The sequence below is a fragment of the Pseudomonas sp. FBCC-B545 genome (assembly GCF_059134095.1).
Genome location: NZ_CP101441.1, coordinates 2,289,859 through 2,313,742, shown reverse-complemented (window position 1 = coordinate 2,313,742; position 23,884 = coordinate 2,289,859). Strand labels below are relative to the sequence as shown.

Genomic DNA, 23,884 nt, shown 5'->3' with positions numbered 1-23,884 from the left:
CCTTGCCGCTCCTGCCAATAACTAAACCAGGGAGTCACCCCATGCAGCGTCGTACGTTATTGAAAGCCAGCCTCACCGCGGCCGCCGCCCTCAGCTTGCCGCTGAGCGTGCGTTCGGCATTCGCCGCCGAGCCCTTTACCTTTTACGGCCTCAAGTCCATGTCTGGTGCCTTTGCCAGCTATGGCAAATTTGCCGACATGGGTTCGCGCCTGGCAGTGGACCAGCACCCCGAGCTGCTCGGGCGCCCGCTGAACTACAAGGTCATCGACACCGAAGGCAACGCCGGCAAGGCGGTGCGCAAGGTGCAGGAGGCGATTCAGCAAGACGGCGCACGGTTCTTCCAGGGTTGCACCTTGTCCTCCTCCGCCCTCGCGGTGGCCAAGGAAGTCGACAAGGTCGGCGGCGTGTTCATGACCCCGGTGGGCGCCGATGAAGTCACCGGTAAAGACTGCAACAAGGCGACCTTCCGCTGGTCGGTGCCCACCTACGGCGCGATCCGCGAAACCATGGTGCCGCTGATCAAGCTGCTGCCGGACGCCAAGCGCTGGTACACCATCACCCCGCAATACGTGTTCGGCGAAGCCTTGCTCGAAGGCGCCAGGAACGTGCTCAAGGAGCACGGCCTGGAACACGTCGGCAACAGCTATCACTCGCTGCAGGAGCAGGAGTTCTCCGGTTACCTGACCAATGCCATTTCCACCCGGCCCGATGTGCTGGTGCTGCTCAACTTCGGCAGCCAGTCGTCCAACACCCTGCGCCAGGCAGTGAACTTCGGCATCAAGGAGCGCATGAAGGTACTGCTGGTGTGGTCGGCCGGCCTCGACCAGTTCCAGGAACTGGGCAGCGATGTGCTCGAAGGCGTGTACCTCGGCGCGCAGTACTGGCACCAGGTCGACACCCCGCTCAATCGTGAACTGGTCAAGCTGACCCAGGCCAAATACGGGATCAACCCCACCTACCCGCTGGCCGCCGACTACATCAGTACCAAGGTCATGCTCGACACCATCATTGCCACCGGCAGCTTCGACGGTGCAACCGTGGCCAAGGCCATGCAGGGCTTGAGCTACGAAGGCCCGACCGGCAAAGAGTCGATCCGTGCCGGCGACCATCAGGTGATCAAGGATTACTACCTGCTGATCGGCAAGGCCAGCGGCGACATGGCCGACAAGGACGACCTGGCCAAAGTGCTCAGCGCCGGCCAATCGTTCCCTGCGGTCGAGGCGACGGGCTGCTCGCTCGGCTGATCCCCTGAATATGTAGCGCAGGGCCGCGCAAGCGGCGTCCTGCCGAGGGTTCCTGCATGCTTAATCTTTACCTGTTCCAGATCCTCAACGGCCTTGGGCTGGGGATGATCTATTTCCTGATTGCGGTCGGGCTGACGATCATTTTCGGCCTGCTCAACTTCGTCAACTTTGCCCACGGCGCGTTCTTCCTGCTGGGGGCCTACATCTGCTACACCGCCGTCAGCCTCACCGGCAGCTTCTGGCTGGCGCTGCTGATCGCGCCGCTGGTGGTCGCCGCACTGGCCTGGGTGATCGAGCGCTTGCTGATCCAACGGATCTACCACTTGCCGCACATGTTCCAGATCCTGGTGACCCTGGGCATCGCACTGATCATCCAGGAAGCCAGCGTGATGATCTGGGGCCCGGTGGGCAAGAGCGTCGCGGTACCGGAACTGCTGCGCGGCGTGCTGGTGGTGGGGGATTTCGTCTACCCCTACTACCGCCTGTTCCTCATCGTGTTTTCCGGGCTGGTTGGCCTCGGCCTGTGGCTGCTGCTGGAACGCACGCGCTTCGGCGCCCTGGTGCGCGCCGGCAGTGAGAGCACCGAAACCGTGTCGCTGCTGGGCACCAATATCTTCCGCCTGTTCTCCATGACCTTCGCCCTCGGCGTAGCCCTGGCCGGTGTCGCCGGCGTGCTGTTCGCACCGTTGCGCGGCGCCCAGCCCTTTGTCGGCCCTGAAATTCTCGGGGTGGCGTTCGTGGTGGTGGTGATCGGCGGCATGGGTTCCTTCAGCGGTGCGCTGGTCGGCGGTTTGCTGGTGGGCGTGGTGCAAAGCCTGATGACCACACTCTGGCCCCAGGGTGCGAGCCTGATGATCTACGGCGCGATGGCCGTGGTGATTCTGGTGCGCCCCTACGGCCTGTTCGGGAGAGCCTGACATGAGCGAGAAAAACCCCCTGCCGTTTGCCAAGACGCAATCCAAAGCCATGCTGCTGTGGGTATTGGCGGTGCTGGTCGGCCTGCCGTTGCTATTGCCCTCGGCGACCCTGGCCACCGAGATCCTGATCTTTGCCATGGCTGCCCTGGCGTGCAACCTGCTGCTGGGCTACACCGGGCTGTTGTCGTTCGGCCAAGGCATCTTCTTTGGCGCCGGTGCCTATTGCGCAGCACTGCTGATGATTCACCTGCAACTGGGGTTGTTCACCGCACTGCTGGGTGCCGCCATCGCCGGCGGTTTCCTGGCGTTGCTGGTGGGCGCCCTGGCGATTCGTCGCACCGGCATCTACTTCGTGATGCTGACCTTGGCGTTCAGCCAGATGGCCTACTTCGTCGCCTACACCTTGAGCGATTGGACCGGCGGCGACAACGGCCTGCTCAGCGTGCCACGCCCGGAAATCCGTATCGGTGACACCGTACTGTTATCGCTGGCCGACGCTCGGGCCTTCTATGCTTTTGTCGCGGTGCTGTTCCTGCTGATCTTTATCGGCGCACGCCGGGTGATCGCTTCGCCGTTCGGCAGCACGCTGATGGCGATCCGCGAAAACGAAACCCGCGCCTCGGCCATCGGCTACGACACGCGGCACTTCAAGATCCTGGTGTTCGTGCTGTCCGGCGCGGTCACCGGAATTGCCGGAGCGCTGTACGCCATGTTGCTGCACTTTGTGCCGCTGTCGAACATCGACCTGGCGATGTCCGAGAACATCCTGATCATGACCATTGTCGGCGGTACGGGCTCGCTGTTCGGCTCCCTGCTTGGTGCCGGTTCCATCGTGCTGCTGGGGGATTTCCTCTCCGACCTGTGGCCGCGCTGGCTGATGCTGCTGGGGGTGATCCTGATCCTGGTGGTGATCTTCATGCGTGGTGGTTTATGGGGCGGCCTGGCGTCGCTGTTCGAGAAGGTGCGTGGCAGCCGCAAACCCGCCGTCGTCACCAAGGAGCAAGAGCTATGAGCATCCTGCTGGAAACACGGAACCTGGAACTGGCCTACGGCGCGTTCCATGCAGTCAATGGCGTCAACCTCAAGGTCGAGGCCGGCACCATCCACACCATCATCGGCCCCAACGGCGCCGGCAAGACCAGCCTGTTCCACTGCCTGACCGGCGAACGCCAGGCCACCGCCGGGGCAATGCATTTCGACGGCAAGAACCTGATGCGCAAACCGGCCCACGCCCGTGTCGGCCTGGGCATGGCGCGCTCGTTCCAGCTCACCAGCCTGTTCCAGAACCTCAGCGTGCGCGAAAACCTGCGCCTGGCCGCCCAGGGCCGTGACGGTGCGCGCGCCCTGAATTTCTGGCGCCGTGTGGACAGCAAGCGCGAACACCTGGAGATGTCCGACCAGGTGCTGGAACGCCTGCAACTCACCGCCCGTGCCGACACCTTGGCCGGCGAGTTGTCCCACGGCCAGCAGCGGGTACTGGAAGTGGGCATGTCGATCTGTTCCAAACCGAAACTGCTGATGCTCGACGAGCCCACTTCGGGCATGGGCATCGACGACATCCCGATCATGACCCAACTGATCAGCGACCTCGGCCGCGACCACACGGTGCTGCTGATCGAACACAACATGAGCATTGTCATGTCCATCAGCCAACGCATCACGGTGATGAGCCACGGCCAGATCCTGGTGGAAGGCACGCCGGATTTCGTGCGTGCCGATGAGCGTGTGCGTACTGCGTACCTTGGGGAGGCTGCCTGATGCTGATCGTCGAGAATATCCATTCCTACTACGACAAGAGCCATGTGCTGGAGGGCGTGTCATTGACCGTCAACCCCGGCGAGCTGGTGACCCTGCTGGGTCGCAATGGCGCCGGCAAGACCACCACTTTGCGCAGCATCCTGGGCATCATCTGCCCGCGCCAGGGCCAGATTCACTTCAACGGCCAGGCACTGGTGGGGCAGAAGATCTTTGAAATCGCACGTCAGGGCTTGGCGCTGGTGCCGGAGAACCGTGGGATTTTCCGTCTGCTGACCGTTGAGGAAAACCTGCGCATCGCCGCCCGCAAGAACAGCCGCTGGCAGCTGGAAGACGTCTACGCCATGTTCCCGCGCCTCAAGGAACGGCGCAAAAACGCCGGCCATGCGTTGTCCGGTGGCGAACAACAGATGCTCGCCATTGCCCGCGCCCTGCTGAACGATCCCAAGCTGCTGATCCTCGACGAACCCACCGAGGGTTTGGCGCCGGTGATTGTCGACGAATTGGTGAAGATCCTGCGCAAGGTCAAGGACGACGGCCTGCCGGTGCTGCTGGTGGAACAGAACCTGATGGTCTGCGACAAGCTCGCCGACCGCCATTACGTACTCGAACAGGGCCGCGTGGTGTACGAAGGCAGCGCTGCTGACTTCCGTGCCGACCCGTCGATCAAGAACCGCTATCTGGCCCTGAGTGCCTGACCGGAGAATGCCCATGAATAGTTTTGCGCAACCGCTGCAGAGCAACGCCCCGCTGATCAACCGCGACCGCCTGTGGCAATCGCTGATGGACCTGGCCCGACTCGGCGCCACCGCCAAGGGTGGCGTGTGCCGCCTGGCCCTCACCGATCTGGACCGCCAGGCCCGTGACCTGTTTGTGCAGTGGTGCGAAGCGGCCGGGTGCAGCGTCACTGTCGACGCCATCGGCAATATCTTTGCGCGTCGTGCCGGAAGCAACCCCGCCCTGCCCCCGGTGATGACCGGCAGCCACATCGACACTCAACCCACCGGCGGCAAGTTCGACGGTTGCTACGGGGTGATGGCCGGACTGGAAGTGATCCGTACCTTGAATGACTTGCAGATCGAGACCCAAGCGCCGATTGAAGTGGTGGTGTGGACCAACGAAGAAGGCTCGCGCTTCCCGCCGTGCATGATGGGTTCCGGGGTATTTGCCGGGAAGTTCGACTTGCAGGACACCCTCGACAAACGCGACGACCAGGGCCTGTCGGTAGGCGCCGAATTGCAGCGCATCGGCTATGCCGGTTCCCGTGCGGTTTTGGGCCATCCGGTCGGCGCCTACTTCGAAGCGCATATCGAGCAAGGCCCGGTACTGGAAGACCAGGCCACCACTATCGGCGTGGTCATGGGCTGCCTGGGCCAGAAATGGTTCGACCTGACCCTCACCGGCGTCGAAGCCCACGCCGGCCCCACCCCGATGCACCTGCGCAAGGACGCCCTGGTCGGCGCCGCCGAGGTGGTCAGCGCAGTCAACCGTATCGCCCATCAGCAACAACCCCATGCCTGCGGCACCGTTGGTTGCCTGAGCCTGCACCCGGGTTCGCGCAATGTGATTCCAGGCCAGGTGCAGATGACCATCGACTTGCGCCACCTGCATGCCGACAAGTTGCAAGCCATGGTCGATGAAGTGCGCGGCGTGATCGAAACCACGGCCGCCCGCCACGGCTTGACCTTTGAACTGACGCCCACCGCCGACTTCCCGCCGCTGGACTTCCACCCGACCTGCGTCAATGCCGTGCGCGAGGCTGCGAGCACCTTGGGCTTGAGCCATATGGACATCGTCAGCGGCGCTGGGCATGACGCGATTTTCGTCGCCGAACTGGGCCCGGCCGGGATGATCTTTGTGCCGTGCGAAGGTGGCATCAGCCATAACGAAATCGAAAACGCCACACCGGATGACCTGGCGGCAGGTTGCGCAGTGTTGCTGCGGGCCATGGTGAATGCGGCACAGGGGGATCTGGCATGAGTGAGATTGGCCAACTGACAGCGGTGCAACTGTTGCAGCATTTTCGCGACAAAAGCTTGTCACCGGTGGAGGTCACCGAAGATGCGTTGCTGCGCATCGAGCGCTACAACCCGGTGGTGAACGCCTACTGCCATGTCGATCCTGAGGGTGCATTGAACGCGGCGCGTGCCTCGGAACAACGCTGGTTAAAAGGTGCCCCTTGCGGCGCCCTGGACGGCGTGCCGGCGTCGATCAAAGACCTGACCCTGACCCTCGGCATGCCTACGCGCAAGGGCTCGCGCACCTCATCCGCCGAGGGATCGTGGGATGTGGACGCGCCCTTCTCGCACTTCATGCGCAAGGCCGGCGCGGTGCTGCTGGGCAAGACCACCACCCCCGAGTTCGGCTGGAAAGGCGTCACCGACAACCCGCTGTACGGCATTACCCGCAACCCGTGGGACACCCGCACCACGGCGGGCGGTTCCTCCGGTGGCGCCGGTGCGGCAGCGGCGCTGAACCTGGGTGTGCTGCACCAGGGCAGCGATGCCGGCGGCTCGATCCGCATCCCCTGTGCCTTCACCGGCACTTTCGGGATCAAGCCGACCTTCGGTTATGTGCCGCAGTGGCCGGCCAGTTCCATGACCATCCTGTCGCATCTGGGGCCCATGACCCGCACCGTGGAAGACAGCGTGCTGATGCTGCAGACCGTGGCACAAATGGATGTGCGTGATGGCCTGATCGGGGCGCCAAGGACCACGCCCTGGCTTACCCCTGGGGCGGATTTGAAAGGCTTGCGCGTGGCTTATAGCCCCTCGTTCGGCTATGTGGATGTCGACCCGCAAGTCGCCAAGGTCGTCGCCCAGGCGGTGGAGGGCCTGGTGCAATTGGGCGCCCATGTCGAGCAGATCGACCCGGGTTTCAGCGACCCGCTTGAGGTGTTCAGCACCCTTTGGTCCGCCGGCGCCGCACGCCTGACCAGTTCCATGAGCGACGCGCAAAAGCAACTGTTGGACCCGGGGCTGCTGCGTATTGCGCAACGGGGCGAGCATCTGAGCCTGGACGACTTCAACGTCGCCTTGGAAGCGCGGGCCGCACTGGTTGCGCGCATGGCGGAGTTCCATGAGCACTACGACGTGCTGGTGTCGCCGATGATGCCAATCACCGCATTCGAAGCCGGGCACAACGTCCCGCCGGGTTCAGGGATGAGCCAGTGGATGGAATGGACGCCGTTTACCTACCCCTTCAACCTGACCCAGCAACCAGCGGCGTCGGTGCCCTGTGGGTTGGCGGCGAATGGGCTGCCGGTGGGGTTGCACGTGGTGGGCGCACGGTTTGCCGATGAACAGGTGTTGAGGGTTTGCCACGCGTACGCCAAGGCATTCCCTACCGAGCACTTGCAAGCACCAAAAACCCTGAGCTGAAATGCAACCACAAAAATGTGGGAGGGGGCTTGCTCCCGATGGCGGCGAGTCAGTCACCGCTGCATTTGCTGAAACTCCCTCATCGGGAGCAAGCCCCCTCCCACAGTTTTTACCGCATTCCACTACAATGCCCTCCATTCATCTTCCGGGGGGCTTCATGGACATCGAACTGGCACGCACTTTCCTGGAAATCACCCGCTGCGGCAGCCTGGCCGCAGCGGCCGAGAAACTGCACGTCACCCAGACCGCCATCACCGCCCGGGTGAAGAACCTGGAGAGCCAGCTGGGCAGCACGCTGTTTATCCGCAACCGTGCCGGTGCGCGCCTGACCGCCGATGGCGAAGCCTTTGTGGTGTACGCCAACCAGCTGCTGCAAACCTGGGAGGCTGCACGCCGTGATCTGCCGTTGCCCGATGGCTATCGCAATGTGCTGCATATCGGCGGTGAGGTGAGCCTGTGCAACCCGTTGATGCTCGGCTGGGCACAGGCCCTGCGCCAGCAGATTCCCGGCCATGCGCTACGTACTGAAATCCGAGAGGGCGAGTACCTGCTGCGCCAACTCGAGCTGGGCGTGCTGGACGCCGCCCTGGTGTTTCAGCCTCAGTATTGGCCGGGCTTGCAGGTGGAGCAGGTGCTGGAAGAAAAACTGATCCTGGTGCAACTGGTGAGCAAACCCGAGCCCTACGTGTATATCGACTGGGGCCAGGGTTTTCGCCAGCAACATGACGCCGCCCTGCCCGACAAGGCCCGCGCCGCGCTGAGCTTCAACCTCGGGCCGTTGGCGTTGCAGTACATCCTGGAAAATGGCGGTGCCGGCTATTTCCGCACGCGAGTGGTGCAGAGCTACCTGGACAGCGGCGTGATGCAACGGGTGGCCAAGGCACCGGAATTCAGCTTCCCTACCTACCTGGTGTATTCACGGGCGCGGGACTCGGCGGTGCTGCAACAGGCATTGGCGCTGTTGCGCGAAGTGGTCAAGGCTGAAAGTGACTGGTCGCAACGTTGGGATCCGCTGATTTGAAGCACCGGATGCCGCCGCGCATGCTAGCCTGCGGGTGTGTCCTTTTGCAGCCTTACCGATGAACAAGAAAAAGTCCGTCACCATCAGCGACATCGCCAAACGCGTCGGCATGACCACCATCACGGTGTCCCGGGCGCTGAGCAAACCCGACCTGGTCAAACCCGCCACCCTGGCGCGCATCCTGGAGGTAGCGCGGGAGCTGGACTATGTGCCCAACGCCTTCGCCCGTGGACTCAAGCGCAGTGAGAGCCTGATCATCGGGGTGATTACCGCGTCGGTGGACAACCCGTTCTACAGCGAGATGATCAAGGCGATTTCCCGCGAGGCGAAAAAGCACGGCTACACCATCATGCTGGTGGACACCGATGAGCTGGAGGAACTCGAGAGCAAAGCGGTGGATACCCTGCTGGGCTACCGCGTGGCGGGGATCATCCTGTCGCCGGTCTCCGATGAACCGAGCTACCAGCCCGATTACCTGGAACGCCTGGGCAACGGCAAGACCCCGGTGGTGCTGCTTGATCGCACGATCCACGACAGCCCGTTCAGCCGCGTGGTGCTGGACAACTACCACAGCGGCCTGCAAGCAGCACACTACCTGCTGCGCCAGACCCCGAACTTCAAGCGCCTGCTGGTGCTGACCGGCCCCGAGCATTCGCGTATCACGGTGGAGCGCCTCAAGGGCCTGCGCGAAGTGCTGGCCGAACACCCGCACATTCAGGTCGAGGTGCAGGCCGGCGACTACACCTTGATGCCGGCGTATTTGCACACCCTCGACTACCTGGCCACTCACTCGGCGCCGGACGCGATCATGGGTTTCAACCAATTGATTACCCTGGGAGCCTTGCGCGCATTGCGCATGCACGACATCCCCCACGACAGCCTGACCATCTGCGGTATCGACCGCCTGCCCTTCGCCGATATCTTTGGCGTGCCCATCGCCTGCGTGGCCCACGATGCCTCCCTGGCCGGCAGCAGCGCGGTACGCCTGCTGCTCGACCGGCTGGAAGATCCCTACAAGCCACGGGACAAGGTTGTGATCGCCGGGCAATTGGAAAACGGCTAGCGGCTGGTGTAGCCACCGTCGATAGGCAAACTCACGCCGCTGATCATGCTTGCCGCGTCGCTCAGCAGGAACAGCACCGGCAACGCCACTTCCGCCGGTTGCGCAAAACGCCCCAGGGGGATCGCCGCCAACGCCGGGTCGCGCTTGGCCGGGTCGGACCAGGCCATGCTTGCCATCGGCGTCAGCGTCACGGTGGGGTTGACGCTGTTGACCCGCAGGCCAAACCGCCCCCATTCGGCGCATTGCACACGGGTGATTGCATCCAGGGCCGCCTTGGAGGCGCAGTAGCCGAGATGGTCATCCAACGCCACCAACGACGCCTGGCTGGACACATTGACGATACGGCCGGCGATGTCCGCCGCGATCATCTTGGCCGCGACACGGCTGGCCACCTGGGCGGCAGCACGAGCGTTGACGTTCATCACCTGGTCGAAGGCGTCTGCGCTGATGGCAGCGGCGGGCTCCAGGCGCGAGATGCCGGCGCAATTGACCAGGCCGTGCAGGGGCGGCAGGTCTTGCAGCACTTTATCGAGGGCCGCGCTGTCAGCAATGTCCACACACAGGGAGTGGCAGCCCAGTTCGGCCAAGGCTTGGGCGTCGCGGCCGAGGGCAAAGACTTCGGCGCCGCTGGCAATCAACTGCCGGGCGATTTCCCGGCCGATACCGCTGCTGGCGCCGGTGACGAGGATGCGGTGGTGGGTGAAGTTGAAGACTGCGTTCATAGATAAAAATCTCAAGAACAATGAAGATCCACTGTGGGAGGGGGCTTGTCCCCTCCCACATTTTTTCTGTGTTGAATCAGGTAACTTGCAGGTTGTGCATGATCGGTTTCAGCGCCGGGTATAGCTTCAGGTACTCGGCAAACGCTTGATCATAGGCCAGGACATTCTCGCGCTTGGGCTGCGCCCGTTGCTCCAGTTTCACCCAGCCCGTGTCCATGGCTTCATCACTCACCAACCCCACCGTATGCGCCGCCAATAACGCCGCGCCCAGGGCCGCTTCAACCTCTTGAACAATGGTGTAGACGGGGTAGCGAGTGACATCCGCAATAATCTGCATCCACAGGTCCGAATGGCTCGCCCCGCCCACTACAATCAAGCGCGGATCCAGGGAGTGTGCGCCCTGGGTGCCCGCTTCGATATTGTGGCGCAGGGCAAAACTCACCCCTTCCAGCACTGCGCGATACAGGTGGATGCGGCTGTGATACAGGTTGAGCCCGACAAAACTGCCGCTGGCGCGGTCGTCCCATACCGGGCTGCGCTCACCCATCAGGTACGGCAGGAACAACAGGCCTTCACTGCCCGCCGGAATCTTCGTCGCGCTCTGCTCCAGCAGCACCAGGCTGTCTTGCCCCGTCGCCTGGGCCTGTTGCTCTTCGGCCTGGCAGAACTGCTCGCGAAACCAGCTGACCGAGGCCCCGGCGGTGATCGCGCCGCCGAAGATGTACAGGTCGCGGTGACCGTTGTAGACATGGGGCATGCTGACCAAGCCATGGCGGGCATCCACCTGCTGGTTGAGGTAACCCCAGCACATGCTGGTGCCGATCATTGCCACATGATTGCCCGGCTGGGTGACGCCTGCGGCCAGGGTGGCCATGGCCGCGTCCACACCGCCGGCAAGGATCGGCATGCCCGCCTGCAAACCCAGGCGCGCCGCCCAGTCCGGCAACAGCCCACCCACCACCTCGCCGGAATACAACAGGCGCTCGGGCATCATGGCCAGGGGGATTTCCAGCGCCGCGAGCATCTCTTCGGACCAGCCGCGTTGGGCCACGTCATACACCCCGCCGATATTGCCGGCGCTGCTGTGGTCCACCGCCAGCTCACCGGTCAGGCACCAGTTGATATAGCTGTTGGGCGGCAGCAGGTAGCGGGTGTTCGCCCACGCCTGCGGCTGATGCTGCTTGAGCCAGAGCATCTTGGTGAAGCCGTAGTAGCTGTCCACCGAGTTGCCGGTCACCGCAAACAGCCGGTCCAGGTCCACGTGCTCACGCACCCACTCGACCTGCTCGCCGGCGCGGCGATCCATCCAGATCAGGCACGGGTGCAGCGGCGTCATCTGTGCATCCACGGCAATCCCCGAGCCGCCGTACAGGCTGCTGATGCACAGCGCCTTGACCTGCTGCGCCGGCACGTCGGCCTTGGTCATGCACTGGGCCACGCACGCCTCGACTGCATCCAGCCACACCTGCGGCCATTGCTCGGCCCAACGCACTTTCGGGGTATCCACGCGATAGCCCTGGCTGTGCTGGGCGATGATCGTGCCTTGGGCATCCACCAACAGCGCCTTGGTGCTCTGGGTGCCGATGTCGACACCCATGACGTAGTGCATGCCGTTACTCATGGGCGGGCAGCACCGGCTTCAACAGCACCTTGATCGACTTGGTGGAGTTGGCCAGTTCGAAGGCTTCGGCGAAGTCGTCCAGCGGGAAATCATGGGTGACAATGCCTTTGGAGGTGACCAGGCCGCGTTCGAACAGATCGATGGCGATCGGGTAGCAATACGGCCCAAGGTGCGCACCACGCACGTCGAGTTCCTTGCGGTCGCCGATGATCGACCAGTCGACGCTGGTCTCGGCGCCAAACACGCTGAACTCGACAAAGCGCCCGAGCTTGCGGATCAGGTCCAGGCCCTGGGTGACGCCGGCCGGTACGCCGGTGGTTTCGATGTAGACGTCACAACCGTAGTTGTCAGTGAGGCCGTTGATGATCTCGCGAGCATTGTCACGGGCCGGGTTGATCACCACATCGGCGCCGAATTTTTTCGCCAGTTCCAGGCGCTCGTCGACCATGTCGATCACCACCAGTTTTTTCGGGGTCTTCAGCGCCGCCACCTGGACCATGCACAGGCCGAGGGTGCCCGCGCCGGCAATCACCACCACGTCGTCGAGCTGGATATCGCCACGGTTGACGGTATGGATCGAGCAGGCCATCGGCTCCACCAGCGCCGAATCCTCCAGGGACACTGCCTCGGGAATCCTGTGCACGATGGCAGTCTTGGGGATGCGCATGTACTGGGCCATGCCGCCTTCGGCCACTTCGCGCTGGAAGCCGAAGATGTTGTGCACTTCGCACATCCAGTATTTGCCCGATTTGCAGAAGCGGCACTTGGCACAGGGCACGATCTGTTCGGCGATGACCTTGTCACCGACCTTGACCTCAAAGTGCTCCTCGGCGCCCTCGCCCGCTTCCACCACGTAGCCGAAAAATTCGTGGCCGGGCACCACCGGCGCCTTGACCCAGGGGTTGTCGCCACCCCAGAACATCACCGCGCCCGAGTGGCACTTGCAGTCGCTGGCGCAGATGCCACAGGCGGCGATGCGGATCACCAGCTCATTGGCGCGGGCCTGGGGCTTGCCGATGCGTTCCAGGCGGTAGTCTTTCGGGCCGTGGCAGACGACGGCTTGCATGTGGGTGTGCTTGTCCATGGTGTTCAGTCCTGTGTGATGAGGTATTTATCGATGGCGCTGACGGCTGATAAAGATCGCCAGCAAAATGATCCCGCCCTTGATCACGCTCTGCACGTAAGGCGATACGCCAAGCATGTTCAAGCCGTTGTTCAACACGCCCAGCAGCATGGCGCCGAGCAAGGTACCGACGATCACCCCGCGTCCGCCGGCAATCGACGCGCCGCCAAGCACCACGGCGGCAATCGCATCCAGCTCAAACGACACGCCGGCATTCGGCTGGCCGCTCATCAGGCGCGAGGTGAGCACCAGCCCGGCAATCGCCGCGGTGAAGCCGCTGATGCCATACACCAGAAGCTTGAAGCGCGCTGCGCGCACCCCGGACAAACGCACTGCTTCTTCATTGCCGCCGATGGCGTAGATATAGCGGCCGATGCGCGTGTGTTGCAGCAGCACATAGGCCGCCAGATAAGTGAGCAGCATGATCAGGATCGGCACCTGCATGCCGAACACACTGGCGCGACCGAAAAAGGCGAACCACTCCGGCAACCCGGAAATCGGGTAGCCGTCGGTGTACATCAGCCCGAACCCACGGGCGATGCCCATGGTCGCCAGGGTGACAATGATCGGCGGCATGTGCAGGTAAGCCACGAACAAGCCGTTGCCGATGCCGAACGCCACGCCCACCAGCAACCCGGCGCCAATCGCCAGGCCGGGCGGCACACCCGCGACCATCAACCCGGCAGTCAAGGTGCCGGACAGCGCCATCACCGGCCCCACCGACAAATCGATGCCACCGGTAAGAATCACGCAGGTCATGCCCACCGCGATAATCGCGTTGATCGACACCTGGCGGGCGATGTTGGACAGGTTGCTGGTGGTAAGAAACGTGTCGCTGGCAAGGATCATCACCAGGGTCACCACCACCAGCCCGACAAACGGATAAAACGCTGGCGAGCGCAGCAGCCGCGCCAGGTTCAGGCGCAAGCGGCTGGTGCCTGCGGTGTTAATGGACGTATTCACTTGAGCCCCCTGTTGCATGGCGCATGACCTCTTGAGGATTGACGGCGGACGCTTCCAGCACCTTGACGATCGCGCCCTTGTGGAACACCGCGACGCGGTCGCACATGCCGATGACTTCGGGCAGTTCGGAGGAAATCATGATGATGGCGTAGCCCTGTTCGGTGAGGCTGCGCATCAAGGCGTAGATCTGCGCCTTGGCGCCGACGTCGATACCGCGTGTGGGTTCGTCGAACACCAGCACATCGCAGTGGTGGTTGATCCAGCGGGCGATCACGACTTTTTGCTGGTTGCCGCCGCTGAGGTTAAGCACCCGGCTTTCGCCGCTGGGCGCCTTGATCGACAGCTGGCGCATCAGCGCTTCGACGCTGGCGCATTCCTTGGCCGTGTCGATCAGCCCGCTGGCGTTCTGGTACTTGGGCAGGTTGTTCAGGGAGATGTTTTCGCGAATGCTGAAATCGGTGATCAGCCCTTCGCTCTTGCGGCTTTCCGGCAGCAGGCCGATGCCATGGGCGAGTGCCTCGGCCGGGTCATCGAGGCTGACCTTTTCGCCGCGCAGCCACACCTCTTTGCTCACCGACGGCAACGCGCCCATCATGCCCAGGGCCAGTTCAGTGCGGCCCGAGCCCACCAGCCCGGCGAAGCCGAGGATCTCGCCCTTGTGCAGTTGGAAGCTGTTATGCGGGCCGTTGCGTACCAACTGGATGTCCTTGACCTCCAGTAACAGCGGGCCGCGCTCGCCGGTGGGCTTGGGTGGGAAACTGCATGCCAGGCGCCGCCCCACCATCATTTCCACCAGGCGGTCGATATCGCTGTCGGCCACATCGGTAACGCCCACATTGCCGCCGTCGCGCAACACGCTGATGCGGTCGCACACCCGGAAAATCTCTTCCAGATGGTGCGAGATAAAAATCACCGCCACGCCCTGGCGCTTGAGTTCGCGCATGATCTCGAACAGCAGCTCGGCTTCGCTGGGGGTCAGGGTTGCGGTGGGTTCGTCGAGTACCAGCAAGCGCGCATCCAGGGCCAGGGCCTTGGCAATTTCGACGAACTGCTGCTCGGCTACGCTCAGGTGCTTGACCGCGCAATGCAGGTCGATACTCACCCCGAGACGCTGGAACAACGCCTGCGCCGCCTCGACCATTTCGCGCTTGCGCAACAGGCCGAAACGGTTGCTCAACTCATGGCCCAGGAAGATGTTTTCTACGGCTGTGAGGTAGGGAATCAAGCTGAATTCCTGGAACACGATGCCGATACCGGCGGCAATCGCGTCACGGTAAGTCGCAAATTGCCGGGCCTGGCCATCGATGAGGATCTGCCCTTCGTCCTGATGCTCGACACCGCCGAGGATCTTCATCAGGGTGGATTTACCCGCGCCGTTTTCCCCAAGCAAGGCGTGGATTTCGCCGCGCTCCACTTGCAGGTTGATCGACTTGAGGGCCTGCACGCCCGGGTACCGCTTACAGATGTTTTCCAGCTTCAGAAGACTGCTCATACCGCCGACCTCGCGTTCAGAAGGTTTGCCTGGGCCCCACGGCGAGCGTGGGACTTGAGGGGTTTACCAGCTGAAATCCTTGGCCTTGGCCTGGTCGATCAGGGTGATGTCCACTGGAATGGTGGCGGGTACTTGCGAGCCCCACTTCTTGGCCAGGGCAATGCCCAGTGCCAGGCGGATCTGGTCACGGGGGTATTGGGCCGAGGTGGCGATGAAATGACTGCCGGGCTTCTGGATCGCCTTGATCGCTTCCGGCGCGCCATCGACGCTGACCAGTTTCACATCCATGCCGCTGGCTTCGATGGCCGAGAGTGCACCGAGGGAGCCGTTGTCATTGACGCTGAAAATGCCCTTGAGGGTGGGCTGGGCCTGCAACATGTTTTCGGTGACGGTCAGCGCCTGGTCACGTTCCTGCTTGCCATTCTGGATGCTCACGATCTTGATGTCCGGGTGCTTGGCCACCGCCTCTTTGCAACCGCGCACACGTTCGAGGATCGGCACCACGGCAATGCCGTCGAGGATGGCGATATTGCCTTTGTCACCGATGTTTTTCGCCAGGTATTCACACGCCTGGAAGCCGGCGTCGAAGTTCTTCGAGCCGACGAACGAATCCAGCGGGCCGTCCGCCTGGGCGTCCACCGCCACCACCACGACGCCCGCGGCATGGGCCGACTTCACGGCCGATTGCACACCGACCGAATCGGTAGGGTTGATCAGCAGAATATCGATGCCTTTTTGCAGCATGTCTTCGACATCACTGACCTGCTTGGACACGTCGTGGCGGGCGTCGGTAATGATGAGCTTTGCACCGATGGTCGCGCCGGCTTCTTCCAGGGCGTTTTTCATGGTGACGAAATAGGGGTTATTGATTTCCTGGAACGACGCACCGATGCGGATGGGCGCAGGTGACGTGGCGGCAAATGCCTGAGTGCCGAGGGTGATGCCGGCAGCCAGTAAACACAGGGTCTTCGGGAGCATTTTCATGGCGTGGGTCTCTGTTTTGTTTTTATTTTTAGAGCAAATGTTATCGTTAACATTTCGTCAGAAACTAACAAGTAAATCGGACCTGCGCAAGCCTCCACTGGTCGGTCTCGATCAAAATGTGGGAGGGGGCTTGCCCCCGATAGCTGTGAGTCAGTCAATGATGTATCACTCAGATTCCGCCATCGGGGGCAAGCCCCCTCCCACATTGGCTCGCCGTCACTGGCGCAAATCCCCAGCAAAAACTCGCACATTGCGCCCCATCCACTAAGCTCAGTCCCTGACAAAAAGACCGAGCAGCCCACCATGCCCCACCCCACCGAAACCTTCCGCGCCCACTACCGCGCCAACGTGCACCGCCACTACAACCCCTGGCTGCACGCCATGTTCGTCCTCGGCTACGGCATCGCCTGCATGACCCTGGCCTGGTCCGCCACCGCCGACATCACCGCGCTAGAGTGGCTGACCGTGCCCTTGACCCTGGTGTTCTTCAACCTGTGCATCTACCTCGTTCACCGCCACCTCGGCCATCACAAACATGGGTTCGCTCGGCTGTTCTACGCACGCCACACCGGCGACCACCACAGCTTCTTCACCCCTGGGCACATGACCTACGACAGCCCCCGGGACTGGCGCGTCATTCTGTTCCCCGCCTGGCTGATCGTACTGCACAGCCTGGCCATCACCCTCCCCGCCTGGTGGCTGCTCAAGCAATTGAGCCCCAACGTCGCCGGGCTGTTTGCCGGGTGCATGATCCTCGGCTACCTGCTCTACGAAGTGTTTCACGCCTGCGAACACCTGCCCGCTGAACACGCGGTGGCGCGTCTGCCGTGGATTCGCCAGATGCACCGCCTGCACGCCCTGCACCACCGTCGCGAGCTGATGCAAGGGCGTAATTTCAATATCGTGCTGCCGTTGATGGACTATCTGTTTGGCACTTTGCATTGGGAACCCACGGTAAAAAAAAGGGGCAGTCCAACTGGACTGCCCCCCGCGTCACACACATAGATCAATCAGTGCACGATGGTCTGGCTGCAGATGTGGCCGAGGCTGACGTATTGGACGGTATTGCCACCCACGCCCACACCAGGGAACTCCCTGAGCTCGATGCGCCAGCCGCCCTCGTTGAACCAGGTTTCCCAGTTGTAGGTCTGGCCCGAGGCGCTGTCCGGGTACCGCACTTTGTAGTCGCCAGAGCAGGTGCCCAGCGCGACATTCCCCGAGGCTGCACCGGTGATGCCGGTCTTGGCCTCATAGTCGACCCAGTTGTAAGTGGCGCCGAAATGCTTGTCGACACGCAGTACAGGGGTGACGCCGCGCAGGGGCTCGCCAGTGCTGTCTGACCACTGGGTGCTCCAGCTCAGATTGCGGGCCGCCTGGGTGGCCAGTTGGAAGATCGAGCTGGGGATGCGTACCACGTTATCGCCGTTCACATCGTGCTGGTTCAGGCGTGGCGCCGAACCGAGGGTCAGCTTGTATTGAGCCTGAGGGTTCAGTGCCACCGCTGGATTGGCCCGTACACGCACCTTGACCGTGTAGCCCGGCGTCAGGTTGGGATAGGTGGAGGTGGAGCCCTGCGGGACTTCCACCCACTTGGTGCCATCGAACCGTTCGAAGATCCACTGGTTACGCGTGCCCGCACCGTCATCGCCCAGGAACATGCCCACACCTTGGCCACGCAACGAGACGAAGGAGAAGTAATCCACGTCATTGACGCTGTCGAGGTTACCAGTCACCTGGTTCAAGGCATCCGGCAGCGCGAACGCGGTTTGCTCAGTGTCATTGGGCTCGTAGGCATCAATGTTGCTGTCCACCGCCACGCCGAAACTGAACTGCGCGTTACTCGCGGTATTGGCCACCATGAACCAGTAGTAGTCACCCGCCGGCAACACGCCGTTGAGGTATTCATCGGCACTGCCAGGGTTATCCGAGGTGCCCAGTGGCGTCAGGTTACCCTGGCCGTCGTCGTGGAACAGGGTCAACGACATGTCCGTACCGGCGCTCTGGTTCAGCAGTTGCACCTGGATTCGCGAGTTTTTCGGCAGGTTGAAGTGGTAAGCGATTTGCGCGCCGGTCTCTACCCCGGTGAGGGTGTAGAGGGTATTGATATCCAGGGTCGGAAACAGCGGCGTGAATTCAGCGATCGCAGCCTGTTTCATTTGCGCCGGGTCAGGTTTTTGCAGCTCGCTGATCTTGGTGTCAACCGCCACATTGCTGGCCACTGGTTTGCCCTTGACGACCTTGGTCTGCCCCGCCTTGGCCGCATTGAGCTTTTGCTTGAGTGCATCCGACAGGCTGTTTTTTTCCAACGTACCGCCGGGTTTCAACGCTTTATCCACGGCCTGTTTGACCGTCTGCGCACTGAGTTTCAGCGGGGCTTGCTCGGCCAGGGCGAAGGCCGAAACGAAGCAGGAGGCCGCCATGGCCGCGCCCAGCATAAAGGCTTTTTTCGATTTCATTTTTTATCCATCCATAGTTAAAAAATTGAAGCTCAGGTAACCGGTGACATCCGGTCACCTGGGATGGACTGTAGGACAATGCTGTATGGATGTACAGTATTTTTTTATAATGTGAGCTCCAGGAATTCAGGTCCTCTAAAGCCAGGTGCACCAATAGCCCCAACTGATAGCCCAAATCATCGCAAGACGATAGGGCCAGACAGCCCAACGCTTGAGCGCTGACGGAATGGCGGCTAACTCTGCCTCAGTCATAAAGCCTTCTTTTACGGAGCGTTCTGGCTCGCGGAGGATATCAATCATCAGACACATACGATGAAACCTGATAAACCGCTGGTTTCGTCCCCAGCGTTGCTGATATTCACGGACCTGCACGTTTTCACTGAAGTAACCTTCCATCTCGTCGAGTTTTGTTCGTTCGACAAAAAGTATCAGTCCCAAAACCACAAACGTCCCGATAACCATCACAGCGGTATAGGCGAGAAAAAAATCCATGCTTAAGCCCCCCCTGGCTGGAATATCAAATCACCGTCGTTCTCTATGATTTTTCCACCCAGGAACGCCCCACCATCCCCGCCCTTCTTACCTCCTAGATACCCTGCCGTCGCGCCCCCAATGATTGCGCAGGCCAGAGCACCGGATCCTCTCGTCGCGACACCTAGAAAAATGTTGCATGCACGCCGTGTTAATTCAGCACCCAGCCCCCCTGCGCCAGCAGCCCCTACCACCCCACCCACCAACCTTCCCGTCTCCACATACTTCGCTCTTCTGCATTGCACCTCCCTTCCCGCCACACACGCCTCCTTGATTTCCAAACCTGCCACGCCCACATCCAACGCCATCCCAAGATACGTTCCTTGCTTCAACCACTGCGACATCTGCGTAATCGCCCGAACCCGCTGCGCATACCCCGCAATCTCACCTTGATGCAGATAGCTTTTGGTCGAGATCCCAAGCGTTCCCTTCAGCGGTTGATTGCCACGCAACCCTGAGCCAAATCGTGCGGCCCCTTGCAGTTGCGAATCCAAAACGCCAAACATTTGTTGGCGTTGGCGTATAAACGTCTCTCTGTCTACACCACCGTCCTTCAATCGCCGATGCAGTTGCTCGATGTCCTCCAAAGTGTGTGCGACCTCCTTCAGGTGCCGGTTCCAAGCCGATGTCGCACTGCCTATCCCAATCGAGCCATACCCCAGAATGCTCTGCGCCAGGTCATAATTTTTATTTCCAGTTCCGTCGAGCGGCATATCCTGGTTCAGCCGGCGACTAATCTCTTCAGCGTGGCGCATCAACCAGGCTTCTTCGATTGTGCAATGGGCACCGGGCGCTTCTGGAACGATCACCAACTCGCCCGGCCTCACCAACCCGCGGCTCAGGTGTTGGTTCAGCACATCGAAATGATCTCGGCCCTGCAACAAACCTGCATGCCACAGCTGTGATTTCAAAAATGCGTACGGTAAAGCCTGTTGATTGATGTAGCCGTACGCCATGTCCTGGATTCCGATACCGAGAGGGATGGCATCGAAAGATAAGCAAGCGCCTACAGCCTGGACACAAGCAGGAGGGGTCAAAAAATAAGTTTGGGAAGTTGCCTACACAGCAAAAGATAAGAACCTACGGAAAGCGCCCCTAATACCCCGTCATCTCCAAATACCCCACCCCACCCTCGAACTTCACTGGACCTTCCCAGTAGGGAATCCCCAGGTTCATCCACGCCTTTGGATTGACCGCCTGGGTAGTGATATCCAGCTGTTTGCCAGGAATTTTCAGCGACCAGCGCGTAGGAATGCTGCGCCCGTCGATGCCCGTGGTGGCGAGCGGTGTGAGTTGGATATCGACATTGTGCAGGGTCTCGGTGTGGCCTTGGGCGTCGATCCAGGTGCCGGTGAGGTAACCGCCACCGTCTTTTTGCCGCACGCGAAACAGCATCAGTTGCTCGCCCCGGTCCAGGTGCAGGGAGAACCAGTCCCAACCGGTCTGGCTGGCGGCCAGGGGTTGGCTGCTCCATTCGCGGTCGAGCCAGGCCGGGCCGCTGACCTGGTAGACCTGGCCGTCGAGACTGACGCTGCCATTGGCGGTGAAGAAAGGCTGGCTGTAGTAGTACGACGCCTGGCCCTGGTCGGATTTGCGGCTGTAGCCCTTGTCACCTTGCAGCACCAATGGGCGGTTGGAGGTCAGGCGCAGGTCGTAGGCGAATTGGGCACCGCTGGCCTTGAGTTGCATGTCAGCCAGGGGGCTGGCAGCGCCGGGTTGGGTGGCAAAGTTCCAGTCGTCGATCCAGGCGTTGAACGGCACCGCCTGGGCGCCGGCCTGGCCGACGCCGCCGCGGGCCAGACGTTCGGCGGCGTAGTGGCGGGTGGCCGAAGTGACGGCGGCGTGACCGAGCCACACCGTTGAATCGTGCCAGCCCGGTTGCGTGGAGCCGGCCTTCAGCGCATTGCGAAACAGCGTCCATTGCACACCGAAGAGATTGCCCTGGGCATCCTTGAGGTTGGCGGTGACGTACCACCATTCGATACGAAAGCCTGGGTGCGGGCCATGGTCCTCGGGAAAGCTGAAGACCTTGCCGGGCACAACCTGAGTAAAGTCCGCCGCCTCACTGCCCAGGCCGGCGAAGCTGGTCTCGGGCGCAGGCGTCTTGTCGCATGCGCTCAGCAGTAACAAGGCGGCGCAGCACAACGCCTTAATCTTCATGGGCAAAGGTCCTCAACAAATCCGCCGGGCGGCTGCGGTACAACTGCCACAAGGGCCAGGCAGACGCCAGCAACGTGGCAACCATCGCCAGCCCCAGCAATTGCGCAAGCTGCCACGGGAATACCTGCAACGGCAGACGCCAACCGAAGGCCTGGACATTGATCACCGCATCCAGGCACCACGCCAGCAGCAGCCCCAACGGTAACGCCAGGATCAGTGTGAGCAACGCCAGCAGCCAGGTCTGGCCCAGGTTGAGCAACATCAGTTGGCGCCGTGTCACACCCAATGCCCACAGCGGCGCGAGTTGGCCGAGGCGGCTCTGGCTCTGGGTCAGCAGGCTGATGAACAACGCCACGCCAGCCACGCCCAGCGTAAGGCTGTTCAACGCGGCGGTGGCGGCGAAGGTGCGTTCGAAGACCTGGCTGGACCAGCCCTTGAGTTGCTGTTGATCGACAATGCGGCTGTCTTCGAGGGCAAATTGACGCTGCACCTCACCCACCAGCGCCGGCACGTTCTGGGGCGCCACCCGCAGGTTGAAACGCGCCGGTGACAGTGTCGGCCAGTGCGCCAGCAAGTGCCGGGCATTGACCAGCAGATGGCCCTTGGGGTTGCCGTAGTCGGCGTAGATCCCGACGATCTGCGGCGCCCAGCTTCCTTGTGGCGTTGGGATCGAGAGGGTATCGCCCAACTGAACGTTCAAGCGTCGCGCCAGTTGCTCGCTGAGCATCACGCTGTCATCTTGCAGCAAGCGGTCCCAGGGTGCGTTTGCAGCCTCAAGCAACGGCCAGTGCTGGCGATAGGTGGGGTCGTCGACCACGCCAAACACGTCTGCCGGCCAGCCTTGCAGTTGCACCGCTGCCTGCCAGGTAGGCAACACGGCCTGCACCAGCGGCTGGCGTGCCAGCCAGGCATTCAGTTGCTCGGCCTGGGCCGGGTTCTGCGGGTTGAGGTACAGCTCGGCGGTCAGGCGCTGCTCCAACCAATGATTGAAAGTCTGGCGGAAACCCGAGGTCATGGAACCGGCCCCGATATTCGCCGCCAGGGCCAACAGCAGCGCCATCAACGCCAGGCTCAGGGCCGGCAGTTGCTGGCGGCAATCGGCGAGGAACCATTGGCCGAGCACAGCGCGACTGCGGCCCAGCACGATTTTCAACAGCCCGTTGAGCAGCACCGGTAACCCCAGCGCGGCGCCCAGCAGCAACGCCGCCATCAGCACAAAACCGGCGGCCAGGCTATCGCCCAGCCACAGCGCCAGCAGCGCGATCAGCAGTGCCGCGCACGCCACCCAGCCCTGGCGCCGCAACCAGCGCCCGTGGGCCTCATGCCAGGCTTGGGCGTTAGCCAGCGCCAGTAAGGGCAAGCGCGCGGCACGCCACAGGCTGCTGGCCCCGGCGAGCAGTGCGCCAAGCAGGCTCAAGCCCAGCCCGGCGAGCCACCACCAGGGGCTCAAGCTCAGTTGGCCCGGGACTTCAGCGCCATACAGGCCACGCAAACTGGCAGCCACATCCGGCAGCAACAGGCTGGCCAACACATATCCGCTGGCGATGCCGAGCAAGCCGCCCAACAACGATAAAACCCCCAGTTCAACGCCCAGGCTCAGGATCAGCATCCGCGCGCTGACGCCACAGGCGCGCAAGGTGCGCAGCAGGCCACGGCGTTGTTCCAGGGCCAGGCCGATGGCCGCATGCACGATAAACAGCCCCACCACAAAGGACAGAAAGCCCAACGCATCAAGGTTCAGGTGAAAGCTCTCGGTGAGGCGCGCGAGGTTGTTGTCCTCGCCCTGCTTGAGTTGCAGCGCGGCGGGTGGCGTGGGGTGGCGGGCGGCGAAGGTGTTGTCCAGCAACAAGCGTGACAGTTGCCCCTGCATGTCGAGCAAGGGTTGGGCAAACGCGATATCGGTCAACAGCAAACCCGGCGCCATGTCCGCCTGTACCTGCAATGGCGGCAGGGAGTGCCCGTTGAGTGTCTGCGGCTGATCGCCCTCGTGCAACCCGAGCGCCTGCAAGGTTTGCGCAGCCACCCAGGTACGCCCTGGCGGGGTGAAAAACGCCAGCATTTGCGCCTGGCTCAAGCGTTGCCCCGCCACACTGCCACTGCCGGGCAACGACACCGGGTCGATGCCCATCAGTTGCAGGCGCTGTTGCTCATGCCCCTTGAGTACCAACCGTCCCTGCACCACCGGGGAAACCGGCCACCCGGCGCGGCGCAGTTGGGCAAACAGCACTTGCGGGAAACTGGCGGCGTCCGGCGCACTCAGGCTGGCTTGGGGCTCACCACCGATCAACTGGCTGGCGCGTGCATAGCTGTCCCGTGCCTGGCTGTTGAGGGCCTGCACGCCGGTCAATAAAGCCGTGGCCAGCCACAGACCGGTGAGCACGCTGAAAAACTGCACTGGGTGACGTCGCCAATGGCTTACCAACGCACGCAATGTCCAGTAGAACAGCGCCAT

Annotated in this window: 21 protein-coding genes; 10 read left to right on the top strand and 11 right to left on the bottom strand. The window is 62.2% G+C overall.

Features of this window, described 5'->3' with window-relative positions; genetic code table 11:
- The first annotated feature begins 41 nt into the window (after positions 1 to 41).
- The 9 genes from NMB39_RS10800 (at position 42) to NMB39_RS10760 (ending at position 9,380) form a co-directional block, all read left to right on the top strand.
- On the top strand, positions 42 to 1,244 hold the full coding sequence (locus tag NMB39_RS10800) for an ABC transporter substrate-binding protein (protein ID WP_057024910.1): 1,203 nt from the start codon (positions 42 to 44) through the stop codon (positions 1,242 to 1,244).
- Between the two features lie 56 nt (positions 1,245 to 1,300).
- Positions 1,301 to 2,161 carry a branched-chain amino acid ABC transporter permease gene (locus NMB39_RS10795; RefSeq protein WP_003215751.1) on the top strand — a complete coding sequence of 287 codons (861 nt, stop codon included), beginning with the start codon at positions 1,301 to 1,303 and terminating at the stop codon, positions 2,159 to 2,161.
- Between the two features lies 1 nt (position 2,162).
- The gene (locus NMB39_RS10790; RefSeq protein ID WP_494339261.1) at positions 2,163 to 3,173 is read left to right on the top strand and encodes a branched-chain amino acid ABC transporter permease; all 1,011 of its coding nucleotides are present in this window, start codon (positions 2,163 to 2,165) and stop codon (positions 3,171 to 3,173) included.
- On the top strand, positions 3,170 to 3,919 hold the full coding sequence (locus NMB39_RS10785) for an ABC transporter ATP-binding protein (protein WP_494339262.1): 750 nt from the start codon (positions 3,170 to 3,172) through the stop codon (positions 3,917 to 3,919). Before NMB39_RS10790 ends, NMB39_RS10785 begins: the two co-directional genes overlap by 4 nt.
- Positions 3,919 to 4,614 (top strand): ABC transporter ATP-binding protein, encoded by a 696-nt coding sequence (locus tag NMB39_RS10780; RefSeq protein ID WP_032876431.1) that lies wholly within the window; start codon positions 3,919 to 3,921, stop codon positions 4,612 to 4,614. The genes NMB39_RS10785 and NMB39_RS10780 overlap by 1 nt, the downstream gene beginning before the upstream one ends.
- A 13-nt stretch (positions 4,615 to 4,627) precedes the next feature.
- Positions 4,628 to 5,896, top strand: coding sequence for a Zn-dependent hydrolase (locus NMB39_RS10775; protein ID WP_464005814.1), 1,269 nt, complete (start codon positions 4,628 to 4,630; stop codon positions 5,894 to 5,896).
- Positions 5,893 to 7,296, top strand: a complete 1,404-nt coding sequence (locus NMB39_RS10770) for an amidase (RefSeq protein ID WP_494339263.1) — start codon at positions 5,893 to 5,895, stop codon at positions 7,294 to 7,296. The genes NMB39_RS10775 and NMB39_RS10770 overlap by 4 nt, the downstream gene beginning before the upstream one ends.
- A 157-nt stretch (positions 7,297 to 7,453) precedes the next feature.
- Positions 7,454 to 8,317, top strand: a complete 864-nt coding sequence (locus NMB39_RS10765; RefSeq protein ID WP_494339264.1) for a LysR family transcriptional regulator — start codon at positions 7,454 to 7,456, stop codon at positions 8,315 to 8,317.
- 58 nt (positions 8,318 to 8,375) lie between these two features.
- Positions 8,376 to 9,380 (top strand): LacI family DNA-binding transcriptional regulator, encoded by a 1,005-nt coding sequence (locus NMB39_RS10760; protein WP_124412622.1) that lies wholly within the window; start codon positions 8,376 to 8,378, stop codon positions 9,378 to 9,380.
- On the opposite strand, the gene NMB39_RS10755 is transcribed toward NMB39_RS10760, so the two are convergent.
- The 6 genes from NMB39_RS10755 to NMB39_RS10730 all read right to left on the bottom strand — a co-directional run bounded on the left by NMB39_RS10755 (position 9,377) and on the right by NMB39_RS10730 (position 16,285).
- Positions 9,377 to 10,102: an SDR family oxidoreductase gene (locus NMB39_RS10755; protein WP_367236211.1), complete on the bottom strand. Its 726-nt coding sequence runs from the start codon at positions 10,100 to 10,102 to the stop codon at positions 9,377 to 9,379. The two genes, NMB39_RS10760 and NMB39_RS10755, sit on opposite strands and share 4 nt — an antisense overlap.
- A gap of 76 nt (positions 10,103 to 10,178) precedes the next feature.
- Positions 10,179 to 11,711 (bottom strand): FGGY-family carbohydrate kinase, encoded by a 1,533-nt coding sequence (locus NMB39_RS10750; RefSeq protein ID WP_494339265.1) that lies wholly within the window; start codon positions 11,709 to 11,711, stop codon positions 10,179 to 10,181.
- A gap of 4 nt (positions 11,712 to 11,715) precedes the next feature.
- Positions 11,716 to 12,807: an alcohol dehydrogenase catalytic domain-containing protein gene (locus NMB39_RS10745; protein WP_494339266.1), complete on the bottom strand. Its 1,092-nt coding sequence runs from the start codon at positions 12,805 to 12,807 to the stop codon at positions 11,716 to 11,718.
- Positions 12,808 to 12,834: 27 nt separating this feature from the next.
- Positions 12,835 to 13,827 carry an ABC transporter permease gene (locus NMB39_RS10740; RefSeq protein WP_046068775.1) on the bottom strand — a complete coding sequence of 331 codons (993 nt, stop codon included), beginning with the start codon at positions 13,825 to 13,827 and terminating at the stop codon, positions 12,835 to 12,837.
- Positions 13,793 to 15,301: a sugar ABC transporter ATP-binding protein gene (locus NMB39_RS10735; RefSeq protein WP_494339267.1), complete on the bottom strand. Its 1,509-nt coding sequence runs from the start codon at positions 15,299 to 15,301 to the stop codon at positions 13,793 to 13,795. The genes NMB39_RS10740 and NMB39_RS10735 overlap by 35 nt, the downstream gene beginning before the upstream one ends.
- Before the next feature lie 63 nt (positions 15,302 to 15,364).
- Complete coding sequence (locus NMB39_RS10730; RefSeq protein ID WP_046068777.1) at positions 15,365 to 16,285, bottom strand: substrate-binding domain-containing protein; 921 nt, start codon at positions 16,283 to 16,285, stop codon at positions 15,365 to 15,367.
- Between the two features lie 303 nt (positions 16,286 to 16,588).
- Between NMB39_RS10730 and NMB39_RS10725 the strand changes: the two genes are divergently transcribed.
- Entirely contained in the window at positions 16,589 to 17,290 is a 702-nt protein-coding gene (locus NMB39_RS10725; RefSeq protein WP_494339268.1) for a sterol desaturase family protein, read from the top strand.
- Between the two features lie 5 nt (positions 17,291 to 17,295).
- On the opposite strand, the gene NMB39_RS10720 is transcribed toward NMB39_RS10725, so the two are convergent.
- The 5 genes from NMB39_RS10720 to NMB39_RS10700 form a co-directional block, all read right to left on the bottom strand.
- Positions 17,296 to 18,741: a hypothetical protein gene (locus NMB39_RS10720; RefSeq protein ID WP_306958324.1), complete on the bottom strand. Its 1,446-nt coding sequence runs from the start codon at positions 18,739 to 18,741 to the stop codon at positions 17,296 to 17,298.
- A 135-nt stretch (positions 18,742 to 18,876) separates the two neighbouring features.
- A complete protein-coding gene (locus tag NMB39_RS10715; RefSeq protein WP_046068780.1) occupies positions 18,877 to 19,233 on the bottom strand; it encodes a hypothetical protein in 357 nt (118 codons plus the stop codon).
- A gap of 2 nt (positions 19,234 to 19,235) precedes the next feature.
- Positions 19,236 to 20,228 (bottom strand): hypothetical protein, encoded by a 993-nt coding sequence (locus tag NMB39_RS10710; protein ID WP_494339269.1) that lies wholly within the window; start codon positions 20,226 to 20,228, stop codon positions 19,236 to 19,238.
- A gap of 139 nt (positions 20,229 to 20,367) precedes the next feature.
- The gene (locus NMB39_RS10705; protein ID WP_494339270.1) at positions 20,368 to 21,432 is read right to left on the bottom strand and encodes a lipocalin-like domain-containing protein; all 1,065 of its coding nucleotides are present in this window, start codon (positions 21,430 to 21,432) and stop codon (positions 20,368 to 20,370) included.
- On the bottom strand, positions 21,422 to 23,884 hold the full coding sequence (locus NMB39_RS10700; protein ID WP_494339271.1) for an ABC transporter permease: 2,463 nt from the start codon (positions 23,882 to 23,884) through the stop codon (positions 21,422 to 21,424). The genes NMB39_RS10705 and NMB39_RS10700 overlap by 11 nt, the downstream gene beginning before the upstream one ends.

Bases quoted from the DNA above. Each gene is read 5' to 3' on its own strand.
- NMB39_RS10795 (WP_003215751.1), top strand. From the start codon at position 1,301: ATGCTTAATCTTTACCTGTTCCAGATCCTCAACGGCCTTGGGCTGGGG.
- NMB39_RS10710 (WP_494339269.1), bottom strand. From the start codon at position 20,228: ATGGCGTACGGCTACATCAATCAACAGGCTTTACCGTACGCATTTTTG.
- NMB39_RS10720 (WP_306958324.1), bottom strand. From the start codon at position 18,741: ATGAAATCGAAAAAAGCCTTTATGCTGGGCGCGGCCATGGCGGCCTCC.
- NMB39_RS10755 (WP_367236211.1), bottom strand. From the start codon at position 10,102: ATGAACGCAGTCTTCAACTTCACCCACCACCGCATCCTCGTCACCGGC.
- NMB39_RS10705 (WP_494339270.1), bottom strand. From the start codon at position 21,432: ATGAAGATTAAGGCGTTGTGCTGCGCCGCCTTGTTACTGCTGAGCGCA.
- NMB39_RS10785 (WP_494339262.1), top strand. From the start codon at position 3,170: ATGAGCATCCTGCTGGAAACACGGAACCTGGAACTGGCCTACGGCGCG.
- NMB39_RS10750 (WP_494339265.1), bottom strand. From the start codon at position 11,711: ATGCACTACGTCATGGGTGTCGACATCGGCACCCAGAGCACCAAGGCG.
- NMB39_RS10735 (WP_494339267.1), bottom strand. From the start codon at position 15,301: ATGAGCAGTCTTCTGAAGCTGGAAAACATCTGTAAGCGGTACCCGGGC.
- NMB39_RS10700 (WP_494339271.1), bottom strand. From the start codon at position 23,884: ATGGCGCTGTTCTACTGGACATTGCGTGCGTTGGTAAGCCATTGGCGA.
- NMB39_RS10765 (WP_494339264.1), top strand. From the start codon at position 7,454: ATGGACATCGAACTGGCACGCACTTTCCTGGAAATCACCCGCTGCGGC.
- NMB39_RS10770 (WP_494339263.1), top strand. From the start codon at position 5,893: ATGAGTGAGATTGGCCAACTGACAGCGGTGCAACTGTTGCAGCATTTT.
- NMB39_RS10760 (WP_124412622.1), top strand. From the start codon at position 8,376: ATGAACAAGAAAAAGTCCGTCACCATCAGCGACATCGCCAAACGCGTC.
- NMB39_RS10725 (WP_494339268.1), top strand. From the start codon at position 16,589: ATGCCCCACCCCACCGAAACCTTCCGCGCCCACTACCGCGCCAACGTG.
- NMB39_RS10715 (WP_046068780.1), bottom strand. From the start codon at position 19,233: ATGGATTTTTTTCTCGCCTATACCGCTGTGATGGTTATCGGGACGTTT.
- NMB39_RS10730 (WP_046068777.1), bottom strand. From the start codon at position 16,285: ATGAAAATGCTCCCGAAGACCCTGTGTTTACTGGCTGCCGGCATCACC.
- NMB39_RS10790 (WP_494339261.1), top strand. From the start codon at position 2,163: ATGAGCGAGAAAAACCCCCTGCCGTTTGCCAAGACGCAATCCAAAGCC.
- NMB39_RS10800 (WP_057024910.1), top strand. From the start codon at position 42: ATGCAGCGTCGTACGTTATTGAAAGCCAGCCTCACCGCGGCCGCCGCC.
- NMB39_RS10740 (WP_046068775.1), bottom strand. From the start codon at position 13,827: ATGCAACAGGGGGCTCAAGTGAATACGTCCATTAACACCGCAGGCACC.
- NMB39_RS10775 (WP_464005814.1), top strand. From the start codon at position 4,628: ATGAATAGTTTTGCGCAACCGCTGCAGAGCAACGCCCCGCTGATCAAC.
- NMB39_RS10780 (WP_032876431.1), top strand. From the start codon at position 3,919: ATGCTGATCGTCGAGAATATCCATTCCTACTACGACAAGAGCCATGTG.
- NMB39_RS10745 (WP_494339266.1), bottom strand. From the start codon at position 12,807: ATGGACAAGCACACCCACATGCAAGCCGTCGTCTGCCACGGCCCGAAA.